Raw genomic sequence first — 14,425 nt, 5'->3', positions numbered from 1 at the left:
ATGCAGCCGCAGCGGTCGGTCCGCAACAACCTCAGCTTCCTGGGACGCCTGGAGAATGCCTGGGCGGCCGGCCTCGCCGACAGTGACCCCGCCCGGGGCCTGACCCGGCTGCGGGAGCTGCTGCCGCGTTTCGAGGAGCGGCCGGAGCAGACGGCCGGCTTATGGCTGTCGTTCCAGGAGTCCCTGCTGACCGGCCCGGCCCTGCCGCTGCTGGAGGAGGCCGACCTCGACCGGCTGCGGGACCTCGGCGAGCGCATGGCCGGCACCGACCGGACCGGGATCCAGCAGTCCTGGTTCCCGCTGGCCGGGGCGGTGGCGGCACGAGACCGCCCCGGTGACCGGCAGTGGGCCGAGGACCTGTTGACGCGGCTCTACCGTTCCGGCCGCGCCTTCGAGGAGGCCCGCGTCGGCGCCGCGGCCACGCTCGCCCGCTGGGGCGCGGACGGTGACGCCCCCCTCGGTGTCTACGCCGACCTGCTGGCCCGGCACGCACGGCCACCGCAGGAGGTGGTCGACCAGGTCGTGGGGCTGCTCGCGACGGGTTTCGCCGACCCGGTGCAACGAGTCGAGCGGGCGGAGGAGCTGGCCCGGCAGCTTGCGGCCACCCGCCCCCTGCCCGGCGTCGAGCGCACGCTCGGCTACGGCGAACTGCTGCTGCACGACCGGCCCGCCGAGGCCGCGGAGCGCTTCGAGACCGCCCTGCGGGCCGACCCGAACGACGCGTCGGCGCTGCACGGACTGCTGGCCGCCCGGCTGCACGCCGGCGAGTTCACCGGGGCGGCCGGCGCGGCGGCGGGCCGGGGCCACCTGCTGACGCCGCGCGCGGCCCAACTGCTGGACCTGTGCCGGATGCTGGCCTGGCTGGAGGAAGTACCCGGCGCGGGTGGCGACCGGGTGCCGCCCCCGCTGACGGCCGGTCTGCTCGCCGCGACGGAGCCCGGCCCCGACACCGGCCCCTGGCAGCCGTACGCGCTCGGACGGGCGTATCTGCTGGAGGGCGACCATGTGCGCGCCAGACAGCACCTGGTGCCGCTCGCCGAGAGGCTGCCGGAGCGGGCCGACATCGCCTACCACGCGGCCTGGGCGCAGCTGCTCGGCGGGGAACCGGACGCGGCCGCCGAGCGCTGCCTCGACTGGCTGGGCCGGCCCGGTGGCTGGGCCCTGGCCTGCCTGCTGCTGGACGCCGACCCCGACCTGGCGCTGCCCGGCGACCGTTCCGCCGAGCTCGCCGCCGAAGCCGGAGGGTTCGCCCCTCTCGCGCAGGCGCGGGTGCGCATGACCGCCGGCCGGCGGCCGCCCGCCCTGCACGAGTGGGACGGGCTGGACACGCGGGGCGCCGGACTGCCGTACCTGCTGGAGGCGTTGCGCACGATGCTCGGCGCCGAGATCGCGCGCGGGCGCCCGGAGGCCGCCCAGCGGCTCACCTGGCTGCCGCTGTTCAGGCGGCTCCCGCACGCCGAACGGATGCTGTGGCACGGGGTGCTGGCCCTGCCCGGGGACCCGGAGCGGGCCCGCGAGCTGCTCCACACGGCGCGCGACCGGGGCCGCGACCGGGCCGGGGTGCTCCTGGCGCTGCTGGAGCTGAAGGCCGGCCGCACCGCGGACGTGACGGCACTGCTGCACGGCGTACGAGGCCGCAAGGCGGAGCTGTTGCGGGCGCAGGCGGAGGTGCTCGAGGGCAGGACCGGTGCCGCCGAGGAACGGCTGACCGCCCTGGTGCGGAGCGGCCTGCCCCGCGCCCGGCACGCCGCCGGGGTCCTCGGGCTGCGGCAGGCCGCGGTGCACTGGGCGGCCGGCCGCGCGGACGAGGCCGTGCGGTGCGCGGAGCAGGCGGCGGCCCGGCTCACCGACGCGGCGGTCACCGGGGCGGACGCCCTGCCATCGGTGCCCGACGAGGCCCGGGCGCTGTCCCGCGCCGCCCGTCTGCTGGCCGAGCGCGCCGCCCGCCCCGGCACCGGCCCCTCGCCCTGGCGGGCCGTGCGGCACCGGGCCCGCACCGGCCGGCTCCTCGGCTTCTCCCAGCTGCTGGCCGAACCCCAGCACGTCGAGCCGGTACTGGCGGAGGCGCTGACGGAGTGGACCGGCCGTGACCAGGCGGGGCCGCTCGCCGCTGCCCTGGCCCGCGGCCGTGCCCTGGCCACCGACCCGGACACCCGGGCCGAACTGGCCGCGGCGCTAGTCCACCTGGCCGAGCGGCACCCCGTCCCCGAGGCCCGCCGCGCGGCCCTCACCACGGCCCGCCTCGCCGCGCTGTCCACGGGAGCGGAGCCGGACACCGCGCACCAGGCCGGAGTCGATCCGGTCCTCGCCCTGGAAGCGGCTCTGCCCGCACTCGCGAACGGCGGCCACGACGCGGCCGTACGCCTGCTGCGGGCGGCCGCGGCGGATCACGCGGCCGGGCCGCCGACCCTGAACGGCCGGACGGAACAGGCCCCGCGGGTGCGGGAGGCCGCACCGGCGGGCGGCGACGGATCCGTTCGGTCCGACGCGGCGGCGGGCGGCGACGGATCCGTTCGGTCCGACGCGGCGGCGGGCGGCGACGGATCCGTACGGTCCGACGCAGCGGCGGGCGGCGACGGATCCGTACGGTCCGACGCGGCGGCGGACCGCGACGTCCCCGTGGCCACGCCCGTCGCCGGTCAGGTCGTCGCGCCCAGTACGCCGGCTGACGGCATCGGCCCCGAAGCGGCACGGGCCCGGCAGGTCGCCGGCTTCCTCGCCGGGGCGCTGGACGGGCGCCCGCCGGACGGGGAGCCGCCCGCCGACGGCGGGCCGGGGCTCGCGGCGCCGCTGCTCGTCGCCCGGGCGGCCGGACTCGTACGTACCGACCCGCCGCGGGCCGCCGACGTACTCACCCGGGCCCTGGCCGAGCACGACGTGGCGGGGCTCGTGGACCTGGGCCGCGCCCTGCCCGCCCTGTGCGCCCGGGCGGCGCGGGGCAAGCGGGCCGGCGGCTCCGCCGAGGCGCTCCGGGCCGCCGTACGACGGCAGGCGGCCGACGCGGCGGACGCCGACGGCACCGCCCTGCTGACCCTGGTGCGGTGTGCCGCGGTCGTCGGCGACCACGGCACCGCCGAGGACCTGTGGAGGCGGGCGCTGCTGCAGGCGCCCGAGGCGGGCGAGGAGTACGGCGCATATCTCTGCCACCGCGCGGTGACCGCGTACGCGGACGGGGACCGGACCGGCGCGCTGGAACTGCTGCGCAAGGCGGCACGGCTGCTGCCCCCGGACCACCCCGTGCACGCCGAGACGGCCGCGCTGGAACGGGACGACCGCGTCGACGCCCTCCTCGCGGTCCTGCTGCCCGACGCGGTCGCGGGTCTCGAGCGCCGGGGACGCCACCGCCTGCTGGAGGACCTCGTGGCGGGCCGCCCGGCGCTGTGGAGGGCCCTGGGGCAGGACGACGAGCCGGGCGCCGTACGCGAGTTGGACCGCTGCCTCAGCGGCCACGGCCAGGACGTCCCGCTGGCGCACGCCTTCGCCGCGGTCTACCGGGAGGCGGCCCTCGGCGCCGTCGCCCGCACCGGGACCGCCGGGCCCGAACTGGTCTCCGCGACCGCCCTGTGGACCTTGCTGCTGGCCCACCCCGGCTTCTGGGAGGAGACCGGCACGCCCGGCACGGACACCGCCCGGCTGCGCAAGGAACTGGCCGACGAACTGCTGGAGTTGCACCGCACCCACGGCGCGCGCTGCCTGGACCGGCAGGACGAGAAGGCCGTCCGGATGCATCTGCACTGCCTGGAGGCCGTGCGGGACGGCCCCACCGCCACCCGCGGGCTGCTCGCCGGCGGGCCGCTCGGCTTCGTCGCACCGGCCGACGTCGACGAGGAGCTGTTCGCCCAGATCGCCGCCCGGGCCGGCGTGCTGCTGGACGAATGGGCCACCGAGCTGGTGCGCACCGCGACCCGGCGCGTGGACGACCCCGCGGCACTGAAGCGGCTCCCGCGCGGCATCGACGGCGACTACGAGGCGGGCATCGAGATCCTGGACACCGCCGTCCGGCAGGGCTTCGCGCCGACCTCCGTGCTGTGCACCGTGCTGGAGTGGCACAACAGGTGGCAGACCCGGCTGTACGAACTCGACGAGCGGGACCGGATGCGCGAGGTGGCACGGAAGGCCGCCCGTACCGCCGATCTGCTGGCCGAACGGTCCACCGAGGGGCGCCCGTACGCACGCGAGAACCAGGCGCTCGGCATGCACTTCGTCGACCGCGGCCTGCTGGAGAGATCGACGCAGGACAGCGTCCGGCTCCTGGAGCGGGCCAAGGCGTGGGACCCGGCCAACCCCAGCGTCGACAAACTGCTCGAACAGGCCCGCAGGGAGGCCCTGTTCGGCACGGCGCTGGACCACATCCGCGCCAAGCGCTACGAGCGCGCCCTGGCCGAGCTGGACCGCATCCCGCGCAACGCGTCCACCCAGGACCTCCTCGACACCATGCGGGCCACCACCCTGATCAACCAGGGCTACGTCGACATGCGGGAGAACCGCTTCGGCGAGGCCGAGGCCCGCGTCCATGACGCCAGGGGCGTCGCCGGCGCCATGAGGGCGGAGGACGGCAAGCTGCGCCAGGACGCCGAGCAGGCCCTGAAGGATGTCGCCAGGGCGCGCAATGCGCAGGGCGTCAGCCTCGTCGAACAGGCGATGGACCGCATCGGGAACCTCCCCAAAACCGGCTTCAGGCCCACTCTCCGCGACGAGACCGCCAACATCCGCACCGCGATGCACCACTTCCGTGAGGCCCTGCGCATCGACCCCGATCTGAAGGCGGCCCGGGACAACCTGGCCGCCGCCGAGGACATCATCAGGAGGCTCGGCCACTATGGCGACTACTGAACCCCCGCCCCGCGAAGGGGACTTGTGCGGACCCGGCGGCCGAGGAGCGCGGCCATGACGCCCGCATCGCGCAGGCCCAACCCCTTCCACGTACTGGCGCTGCCGGTCGACGCCGACCGGCAGACCATCGTCGAGCGCGGCGAGGACGGCCTCAAGACCGCCCCGGAGGCGGAGCGCGAGCTGTACGACTGGGCCATGCGCGAGCTCATCGGCAACGAGCTCACCCGGCAGCGCCACGCGCTCACCGAACCGCCGGGCACCGACTACCGCGGCCGGCGCTGGGACAAGTTCGCCCGCCGGCACCGGCCCGCCCCGGCGGGCCCGCGGGCGCGGCCGCTCGGTCCGGACGACTTCGACGTCACCGAGGCCGTACGCAGAGTCCTGCGGGAACTGCTGCAGCCCCTTCCGGACGGCACCCACGCCGTCCTGGAGGACCGGTCGCCGGTGGCCGGCGACCCGGAACCCGACCTGGAGGTGGGCGATGTCCTCTTCGGCTGACCCGACCCCGGCCGACGCGATCTCGGCTGACACGGCTCCGGCCGACGCGATCTCGGCTGACCCGGCTCCGGCTGACGCGATCTCGGCTGACCCGGCTCCGGCCGACGCGACTTCGGCCGACACCGCTCCCGCTGACGCGACTCCGGCCGACCCGGAGACCGGCGGACGGCCGGATCCCGCGCCGGCGGAGCCCACCGGCCCGCCGGGCTGGGACGCCTTCGCCGAACGCCCGGTCCCCGAGGGCCTCGGCCAGGCCGTCCACCTCTCGCACGAACTGGCCGGAGTGCTCCAGCGCTCCCGCGACGACCTGGCCAAGGACCGCGGCAGAGCCGCGCAGGAGGCGGCCGCCGTCGTCGGCACGCTCTACGAACTGGCCGCTCTGGCCGGGCAGTTGGAGCTGCAACTCGCCCGGGCCGAGGCGCCGCTGGTGGAGGGCGGCAACAAGCGCCTGCACGACCTGCTGCGCGTCCTGAAGAACCAGATGCTCGAAGAGCTGCGGCAGCGCGGCATCGAGGTGCGCGACCCGCTGGGACGCGGCCACGACGAGGTGGCGGAGTGGGCCGACGTCGTCCACTGGCGCAGCGGCCCCCAGTTCACCGCCGAGGTGGTGGCGCAGACCATCGAGCCGGCGGTGTTCCACCACGGCCGCGACGACCACGACGGGACGGGGGACGACGACAAGGTCGTCCGCCGCGCCCGGGTGGTCATGGGCTGCCCCGAACCCGAAGCCCCGTAGAAGCACGCCAGGAACATCAGGAACACCAAGAGCGCGAAGAAACGGACACGAGGGTATGACGCAGCAGATCGTCAGCAAGGCCGTCGGGATCGACCTGGGCACCACCAACAGCGCGGTCGCGGTCATGAATCCCGCCGACAGCGAGATCGTCCTGCACCGCGACCCGGTCACCAAGTCCGCCACCACGCCCAGTTGCGTCTGGCGTGCCCCGAGCGGCGGTGAACTCGTCGTCGGCCGCAAGGCGTTCGCCAGGAAGGGCAGCACCCCCGAACCGGTCACCTCGGTGAAACGGCTGATGGGCACCCGCCGCACGGCCCGACTCGGGAGCGAGGAACTCACCCCGCCGCAGGTGTCCGCCGCGATCCTGCGCGAGATGAAGCAGCAGATCGAGGCCGACGTCGCCGCCTTCGACACACCGACCGCCCGCTGGATCGTCGACCGCGCCGTGGTGACCGTGCCGGCGTACTTCGACCAGCCGCAGATCGACGCCACCCGGGAGGCCGCCGAGCAGGCCGGCCTCGAGGTGCTCGGACTGCTGCACGAGCCGACCGCCGCCGCCAGCCACTACTGCTGGCGCACCGCCACCCAGAACGGCACCTTCCTCGTCTACGACCTCGGCGGCGGCACCTTCGACGTCAGCGTGCTGCGCTGCACCGCGGGCACCTTCGAGGTGCTCGGCATCAGCGGCAACAACCGGCTCGGCGGCGACGACATCGACACGGCCCTCGCCCGCCACCTCCAGGAGATGCTGCGGCGCGACGGCTACGCCCTCGATCTCGACCCCGAGCGGGACCCCGAGGACGCGCTGCGCTTCAGCCAGCTGAAGATGCTCGCCGAGGGCGCCAAGAAGGCACTGACCGACCGCACCGAGTTCGTGCTGCGGGACGCGGGCCGGCTCATCGACCAGCAGGGCGACCCGGTCGTCGTCGAGGCACTCCTGGAGCGCGCCGAACTCGACGCGGTCGCCGGGCCCCTCATCGAGCGCACCTTCACCTACTGCGACGAGGCGATCGGCCGCGCCGAGGAGCGCGCCGGCATCACCCTCGCCGACGTCGACCACATCATCCTGGCCGGCGGCTCCACCCACATGCCGCTGGTACGGGAGATGGTGACCCGCGAGCTGTGCGGCCCGGCCGCCCCCGACTCGCCCCGGCAGGTCCGCGCCGCCTGCGCGGAGCCGGTGTACGAGCAGGTCGACACCGTGGTCGCGCTGGGCGCGGCGGTCCGCGCGGCGGCCGTCGGCGGACTCGCCGTCTACGACGAGCAGCGCACCGTACGGGTCTCCTTCCACGGCAGCGCCGCCACCGGCCGCGCCGAGACCTCCGTCGGCGGCACCGTCCAGCCGCTCGTCGAGGGGCTGGACCTCACCGACGGACAGGTCCGGCTGACCACCCCGGGCTTCGAGGACGAGACCGACCTCCTCCCGGACGGCACCTTCGCCTTCCAGGACGTACCCGTGCAGCCGGACGCCGAGACCCAGCTCGCCTTCGAGGTGTACGACGCCTACGGCGACCTGCGTGCCGTCGCCGGCCGCCAGATGGCGCACAGCTCGGGCGAGCAGCGGCCCACCGGCGGCACCGGCGGCGCCGCGCTCAACGCCAAGGCCGTGAAGCTGGAGGTCGCCCTGGGGGACGGCAGCACGGACCGGCTGGAGCTGGTGCCGGCGATGCAGCAGCTGCCGTACGAACGCGACTTCGAGTTCACGCACCCCGGCAAGGAGCGGGTCGAACTGCGGCTGTTCCAGCAGAGCACGCCGATCCAGGTGATCACCGTGGAGGTGGGGTCGTCCACACCGCGCGGCACCCTGATCCAGCTGAACGTGGCGATGCACGAGAACGCCGCGATCACCGTGCGCGGCACCATCGGCGACACGTCCTTCGACGTGCCGGTGGAGCTGCCCGACGAGCGGCCTATGCCCGAGCAGGCGGAGATCGACGCGCTGTACCGGGGCTTCGAGGAGAACGCCGGCTACCTCCCGGCCGGGCCGCAGACCATCGCCCGTACCAAGTGGACCATGGTGCGCAAGGCCTTCGAGGAGGCACGCGGCAGCGGTGACGTGTCCTCGGCCGTGCACGAGTTCCAGGAACTCCAGCAGCTCGCGGACTCCGTGACGACCCAGCACTCCCGCGGCCTCGAACCGCCCAAGCAGGACTTCGACGACCTGGTCGAGGCCTGTCTGAGCCTGCACGCGTACCTCGTCCAGAACGGCGTGCCGCAGGGCAAGACCTTCGACGCACCCGAGATGTCCCGGACCATCGAGGACCAGCGGCAGCGCGGAGAGCGGGCCTGGACCAACAGCGACCAGCGGGCCTACGGCGAGGTCATCCAGCAGTTGCACCGGATGTACCGGTACCTGGAGCAGCTGATGCGGACCGAGTCGGCCCCGGAACTCACCCCCGCGGTGCGGGCGGAGGAGCTGGTGCGGGCCGGTATGCAGGGAAGCCAGGAGCTGCTGCGGGTGGCCGCCGGTACCGGCAGGACGGCTGAGCAGCGGGAGCTGGAGGAGATCCGGTACCGGCTGGAGCAGCTGGCGCCGTCGCTGGCGACCGATCCCGAGCGGGTGATGCAGGAGGCCGGGAAGCTGATGGCGCGGCTGCGTCACCTCGCACGCCTGCTCCTCGGCGACGGCGGCGCGGACGAGGTCGGCATCCCGATCGTCACCGGCGAGTCGTACTCGGGCGGTGGGCTGCGGTGACGGTCGTCTGCCCCATCGCCCGCTGCCGTGCCGAGAACGAACCCACGGCCGGCAGCTGCCGCCGCTGCGGCACCCCGCTCCAGGCGTACGTCCGGCTGTCGGCCCACGCGGCGCGCCTGTTCAACGAGGGCCTGGCCGCCGCCCGCACCGGTGACCACGCCACCGCCCGCGACCGCTTCGCCGCGATCGTCCACTGGTACCCCGACGACATGGAGGCCCACAACGCCCTGGCGCTGGCCTGCTACCACCTCGGCGCCCACACCGATGCCCACCACCACTGGCACCTCGCCCTGACCCGCGACCCGGACGACCCGGTGGCCCGCCGGGGCGTGGCGCACCTGACGGCCGCGGCGAAGCCCGGGCCGCCGGAATCGGCGGAGCCGCCCGAACCCGCCGCCGTCAGCCCAGTGGGTTCCGCAGCGCCTGAATGAGCAGCTCCGGCTCGACGCCCAGCTTCTGCAGCAGGCGTCGGGCCGAGGCGTCCTCCTCGGTGAGGAGCGCGATCAGCAGCGCCTCCTCGCCGACGGGGCCGTCCGCCTCCGCGATCGTCTGCTCCAGCCTGGCCAGGGTGCGCCGGGAGAAGTCCCGGGGCCGGGCCCCGCCGAGCGGCGCCAGCGTGTGATACGCGTCCGTCCCCTCCTCGCCCTGCTCCGCCAGAGCCTCCTCCAGCACCTCGCTGCCGGTCATCGCGAAGGCCTGCAACAGCAGGTACGTACTGATCTTCTCGCCCTTCACCGCCGCCAGCAGCCGCGCACACCGCACCGCCGTCGCCGCCGCCGGGGACAGCCCGTCCAGGCAGAAGACGTCGTCGCCCGTACGCGGTCCCCGCCGCTCGACCACCGGCGACAGCAGCCGGTCCGGCCGGATGCCGAAGAGCTGGAGCAGCTCGGCACAACTGCCGCCGCCCGTCTCCAGGAACGCCGTCGAGATGTCGTCCACCCCGACCGCCGAGCGCCCGTCCCGCACCACGGCCGCCTCGGCCCCCTCCAGCACCCGCTCGACGGTGTCGGACAGGACGATGCTCCCGCCGCCGTCCGGCTTCGGGCCGGTCGCGGCCTTCGTGCCGTTCGTGCCGTTCGTGCGGTTCAAGCTGTCCGTGCCGTACGAACCCGTGTGGAACGACCCCGTGTCACCGGCCCCCGGCGTATGGCTCTGCAACTGCCGCAGCACCTCGGTCAGCAGCTGGAGCCGCTTCGCCCCGATCCGCGCCGCGGCCCGCTCCCGCACCTTCTCCGTCTCCAGCAGCGCGGTCAGCAGATCGACCGACGTGACGATCCCGCGCACCGAGCCGAACCGCCTGGTCCGCCGCAGCAGCCCGGTCGCCTCCGCGGAGAACGCCGGCCGCCCGGGCTCGGGCTTCTTCCGGTCGACACGGCGGATCGGTTCGGGCTCCGCGGTCGTGGTGATCCGCACGCCCGGATCGCCGTACAGCACGAAGGACGCCCACGTCTCCTCCGACTGCTCCGCCAGCAGGGCCCGCGCCCTGCGCACCGCCGTGCCCGCCTCCATGTGGTCGCGCAGCTGCCCGTAGAACGCCTCCGCGAAGCGCAGCGCCCCGGCGTCCCCGACCGCCGTACGCGTCCCGACGACCGTCTTGGCGCCCACGACCATGAAGGCCATGCAGGCGTTCATGGTCTGTGCCGCCTCCGCCTGCGCCCGCGGCGCCGACTCGAGCATCGGGTCCGCCGAGGCGCAGCCGTTGATGAAGACGACGGGCGGCGCGCCCCTGCGAGCCAGCGGCTGGAGCGCGTCCATCCCGATGAACTTGCGGTCGTGCACCATCAGCCCGGCGGCGTCCGGCACCCCGGAGACATGCCCCGAGTAGTGGAAGAGGTCGTACGGCTGCTGCTCGCGCGCCAGCTCCCCGACGACCCGCGACAGGGTGGCCTCGCGGCCGGTCAGCACCGTGCAGGCCACCCCGTTCTCGCTCAGCCACGCGCTGATCCGCTCGGTCTCCTCCCGGGCCGATGCCAGATCCCCCAGGGTGTCGCCGACGACCAGTGCCCGGCGGACCTGGTCGATGCTGCGTCCGCTGACCACCGGGCGGTCGACCTTCGCCCGGCGCCCCATGTCGTGCCGCAGCCCGAGGAAGTCGCCCTCGTCGTGCAGCAGTTCCCACGGGACCAGCACCTCGTTGCTCTGCACCAGCAGCGGCCCGGTGGACTCGCGCAACCGCCGCATCAGCTCGGGCTGGCCGGCCTGCGGGAAGAGCGCGTCGTAGAGCAGACTGCCGAGCCTGGCCAGGCTCTCGCGCAGCTCCGTCCCGGCCGCGGCGTCCGTGTTCTTCAGCGCCTCGTCGATCTCCATGCACAGGTCCTTGACCAGGTCCTGGCTCACGTCGACGGTGTGCTCCTGCTCCAGCGGCCCGAGCACGGACCCGTCACCGGATTTGAGTTCGTACGAGTACTGGGTGCGCCCGCGCCGCGGCTCCGACACCCGGACCTGGAGGACCGTCATCGCTCAGTCCTGCCGGTGTCGGTCGTAGAAGCGGGCGATCGCCTCGTTCATGGCCCGCTCGGGCGGGTCGACGAGTTCCAGCGTCTCGCCGTTCAGCGTCACGATCACCCGGGGCGTGGCGGCGTCCGCCCCCGACGCGGTGGGCCGGCGCGCGGCCGCCTCACGACGCCGGGCGAGCCATGCCCGTACCGTCTCCACGATCGCCACCACGTTGCCGGCCGCGCCGACCAACAGCGTGGTGACCTCGACCGGTTCGGCCACGCGCTGGTCCGATGCCGGAGCGGTGAGGTGCGTGCGCTCGACACGGGCGGCCCCCGCGGCCGTCAGTGCCCGGCGCAGTTCCGTGAGCTGCTCCGGCGCCGGGTCGGGCCCGTACAGCGCCAGCTCGAGTGTGAGCTCCCCGCCTCTTCCCGACGCCGACGTGCCGACCGACTCTGTGGCCACAGCTACCTCCCATGCCCGACGGGCAGCGGAAACAGGTTCCTCACCAGCGTGGCACCACCATCGGCGACGGGCCATCAGGTCACGCCAATTGCCGGGGTCCGCCGCGGGAGTTGACGGCGAATGAGGAGAGGGCGTGACGAGGACGACCGCCCTCGTCACGCCCTCTCCTCATCGAGCAGGCGGTCAGTCCGTCACCGGTAGTTCACGAACTGCAGCGCGAAGTCGAAGTCCTTGCCCTTCAGAAGGGCGATCACGGTCTGCAGGTCGTCCCGGCTCTTGGAGCTGACCCGCAGCTCGTCGCCCTGCACCTGCGCCTTGATGCCCTTGGGGCCCTCGTCCCGGATGATCTTCGCGACCTTCTTCGCGTTGTCCTGGGAGATGCCCTCCTCGATCGTCGCGAAGATCTTGTACTCCTTGCCCGAGAGCTGGGGCTCGCCCGCGTCCAGGGACTTCAGCGAGATCCCGCGCTTGACCAGCTTGGACTGGAAGACGTCGAGGATCGCCTTGACGCGCTCCTCGCCGCTCGCCTCCATCAGGATCTTCTCGCCGGACCACGAGATCGAGGCACCCGTGCCCTTGAAGTCGTAGCGCTGCGAGATCTCCTTGGCGGCCTGGTTGAGGGCGTTGTCGACCTCCTGCCGCTCGACCTTCGAGACGATGTCGAAACTGGAGTCGGCCATGTCCTGTGGCTCCTTGTATCAGTGCGTGAAAGGGGGTGCGTACGGGTGCGTATCGGCGTGCGTGGGACGGCGCCGAGCCCGGCGTGGTCCCGGGCCGCATCCGCACAAGCCTAGCCACCCGCGGTCCTCCGGGCGCAGATCAATCGAGTGGCGAAGCACCCCTCCGCATCGGGTATTGTTTACGTCGTTGCCACGGAGCACCGCCGCAAGACGGTTCGAACGGGCAGCAACCCCGGCGGTGTGCCCGAGCGGCCAAAGGGAGCAGACTGTAAATCTGCCGGCTCAGCCTTCCCAGGTTCGAATCCTGGCGCCGCCACGCTGAGGAAGACCCCCTCTGAACTGCATTTATGCAGTACGGAGGGGGTCTTTTCGTGTGGCCTGCAGGGGCCGCCGCGAGCTGATCCTGCTGATCTGGGACCGCAAGATCGACCCCGGCAAGGTCTTCGACCTCACCCGCGCCTGCCCACGCCCACGGCATGCAGTCGACGACACGAGCGCGCTGCGGCCTCCGGCCCGACGGACCCGATGGACCTGATGGACCCGATGGACCCGACGGACTGACGGACCTGCCCGGGGTACGGGGGGCGTCCGTGCTCGTTGATCGGACGATCCGGCGTGCCGATGAGCACATATAGGGCATTTGCCCATTAACCTCTCGTCATCTTGCGGCGTGGCAGATGACGTTCGCGTCCGCTTCAACATCCGGAGAAGACATGCAAAAGCCTCGCAAGGCCGTTGTCGTGGCCGTCCTCCTCGGCGCCGTCGGCTTCCTCGGCACCGGTACCGCCTACGCCCACGGGTACGGGGATGGGTACGGGGGCAATCCCAAACACGGACGCGCACATGCCCATGTGCGCGAGCACCATGCTCGAGAGGTCCACACGACCCAGTTCAGCCAGAGCACCACATGCACGACGACCGAAGAGAACGTCGACGTACAGGGCCAGTCCGGGTTCGAGAACGGCCGGGAGGGCAACGCGCCCAACGGCAACGGCTCACCTGGCACGCAGAGCACCAACGTCGGCTCGACCCTGGGATGCAACAACACGATCATCCTCGGCAAGTAGCTCACACGGGCCCCGGCGCCGAACCACCCGGCGCCGGGGCCCACGTGCGTGGCGAGGTGGACGACGGTGGAAAGGTGAATCGGCCGCCGACGTCGACGAGGATCCTGGCCACGGTCCTGACGCCCGTCTCGCATGGACCCCGGCCGCGCGCACCTCACGGAGTGCCGGCAGACCAGCGCCCACCCCTGCAGCGGCGTTCATCCTCGCCCGCTAACCCGGGCTTCGAGGATGCGGTGCGCGCGCAACTGGTCGCCGCGGACGGTCCCGAGGCCGCTAAGTCGTGCTGGGGGCAGGAGGCTACTGCACTGAGCCTCCACCGAGACCGCGCCGGACGTCGCCGGCCACGTAGAAGGCGCACTGGCCGCAGGGGAGCGAGCGACGCGCGCGATGCTGACGGGGACGGCCGGCCGAAGTCCGTCCGGACGGCCGAAGGCCACGTCCCCACCCCGAGGAAGGCGACCGCATGCACCGCATCGACGTCCTGCTGCGTGAGTACGACCGCGCCCGTGCGTACACCGACGACCTGTGGAAGGACCTCACCCCGGACGAGGTGATCTGGCGTCCGCACGAGAACTCCAGCGCCATCGGCTGGCACCTGGGCCACCAGGCCCACGTCGCCCACTTCATGGTGCGCAACCTCACCGCCGCCGAACCCAGCCCCGACCCCGAACTGGACGGGCTCATGGATTCGGCGAACCCGGAGAAGTTCCGCGGCGCCCTGCCCACCGTCGAACGGCTCACCACCTTCCGCGACACCGTCGCCGAACGCGTGCACGCCCGTTTGCACGCCATCGCCTCCGGCAATGTCTCGGCTCCGGATCAACTCACCATCGTCGGCGCCCACTTGCTCACCGTGCTGATCAACCACGAGTACCAGCACGACCAGTGGATCGGCGAGGTCCGCGCGGACAGCCTCGGACACCCACTCCCCGCTGACCCGGAAGGCGACCGCGTACGACGCCTCGACGGCTACCTCGTCGTCGACGGCCTGTAGCGGGTTCACGTTCTTCCTCCG

Annotated in this window: 11 protein-coding genes and 1 tRNA gene; 9 read left to right on the top strand and 3 right to left on the bottom strand. The window is 73.3% G+C overall.

The window, feature by feature from the left end; translation table 11 throughout:
• The 5 genes from ACIBN2_RS34365 to ACIBN2_RS34345 are packed head-to-tail and all read left to right on the top strand — an operon-like array spanning position 1 to position 9,193.
• Complete coding sequence (locus ACIBN2_RS34365) at positions 1 to 4,833, top strand: hypothetical protein (protein WP_399140350.1); 4,833 nt, start codon at positions 1 to 3, stop codon at positions 4,831 to 4,833.
• 54 nt (positions 4,834 to 4,887) lie between these two features.
• Complete coding sequence (locus tag ACIBN2_RS34360; protein WP_399140348.1) at positions 4,888 to 5,331, top strand: hypothetical protein; 444 nt, start codon at positions 4,888 to 4,890, stop codon at positions 5,329 to 5,331.
• Complete coding sequence (locus ACIBN2_RS34355) at positions 5,315 to 6,067, top strand: hypothetical protein (RefSeq protein WP_399140347.1); 753 nt, start codon at positions 5,315 to 5,317, stop codon at positions 6,065 to 6,067. The genes ACIBN2_RS34360 and ACIBN2_RS34355 overlap by 17 nt, the downstream gene beginning before the upstream one ends.
• A gap of 55 nt (positions 6,068 to 6,122) precedes the next feature.
• A complete protein-coding gene (locus ACIBN2_RS34350; protein ID WP_399140346.1) occupies positions 6,123 to 8,762 on the top strand; it encodes an Hsp70 family protein in 2,640 nt (879 codons plus the stop codon).
• Positions 8,759 to 9,193, top strand: coding sequence for a tetratricopeptide repeat protein (locus ACIBN2_RS34345; RefSeq protein ID WP_399140345.1), 435 nt, complete (start codon positions 8,759 to 8,761; stop codon positions 9,191 to 9,193). The genes ACIBN2_RS34350 and ACIBN2_RS34345 overlap by 4 nt, the downstream gene beginning before the upstream one ends.
• On the opposite strand, the gene ACIBN2_RS34340 is transcribed toward ACIBN2_RS34345, so the two are convergent.
• The 3 genes from ACIBN2_RS34340 to ACIBN2_RS34330 form a co-directional block, all read right to left on the bottom strand.
• Positions 9,162 to 11,219, bottom strand: coding sequence for a CHAT domain-containing protein (locus ACIBN2_RS34340; RefSeq protein WP_399140343.1), 2,058 nt, complete (start codon positions 11,217 to 11,219; stop codon positions 9,162 to 9,164). The genes ACIBN2_RS34345 and ACIBN2_RS34340 overlap by 32 nt on opposite strands.
• A gap of 3 nt (positions 11,220 to 11,222) precedes the next feature.
• A complete protein-coding gene (locus ACIBN2_RS34335; RefSeq protein ID WP_399140342.1) occupies positions 11,223 to 11,663 on the bottom strand; it encodes a hypothetical protein in 441 nt (146 codons plus the stop codon).
• 191 nt (positions 11,664 to 11,854) lie between these two features.
• On the bottom strand, positions 11,855 to 12,343 hold the full coding sequence (locus ACIBN2_RS34330; RefSeq protein WP_399140340.1) for a YajQ family cyclic di-GMP-binding protein: 489 nt from the start codon (positions 12,341 to 12,343) through the stop codon (positions 11,855 to 11,857).
• A gap of 234 nt (positions 12,344 to 12,577) precedes the next feature.
• On the opposite strand from ACIBN2_RS34330, the gene ACIBN2_RS34325 reads away from it, so the two are divergent.
• The 4 genes from ACIBN2_RS34325 to ACIBN2_RS34310 all read left to right on the top strand — a co-directional run bounded on the left by ACIBN2_RS34325 (position 12,578) and on the right by ACIBN2_RS34310 (position 14,404).
• Positions 12,578 to 12,659 (top strand) — tRNA-Tyr (locus tag ACIBN2_RS34325).
• 57 nt (positions 12,660 to 12,716) lie between these two features.
• Entirely contained in the window at positions 12,717 to 12,878 is a 162-nt protein-coding gene (locus ACIBN2_RS34320) for a hypothetical protein (protein ID WP_399140338.1), read from the top strand.
• 178 nt (positions 12,879 to 13,056) lie between these two features.
• Positions 13,057 to 13,410 (top strand): hypothetical protein, encoded by a 354-nt coding sequence (locus tag ACIBN2_RS34315; RefSeq protein WP_399140337.1) that lies wholly within the window; start codon positions 13,057 to 13,059, stop codon positions 13,408 to 13,410.
• 463 nt (positions 13,411 to 13,873) lie between these two features.
• A complete protein-coding gene (locus ACIBN2_RS34310) occupies positions 13,874 to 14,404 on the top strand; it encodes a DinB family protein (protein ID WP_399140336.1) in 531 nt (176 codons plus the stop codon).
• Positions 14,405 to 14,425: the final 21 nt, after the last annotated feature.

This window comes from Streptomyces sp. NPDC050534 (assembly GCF_044457745.1).
Lineage (GTDB): Bacteria > Actinomycetota > Actinomycetes > Streptomycetales > Streptomycetaceae > Streptomyces.
This window is presented reverse-complemented; position numbering and strand designations above follow the sequence as displayed.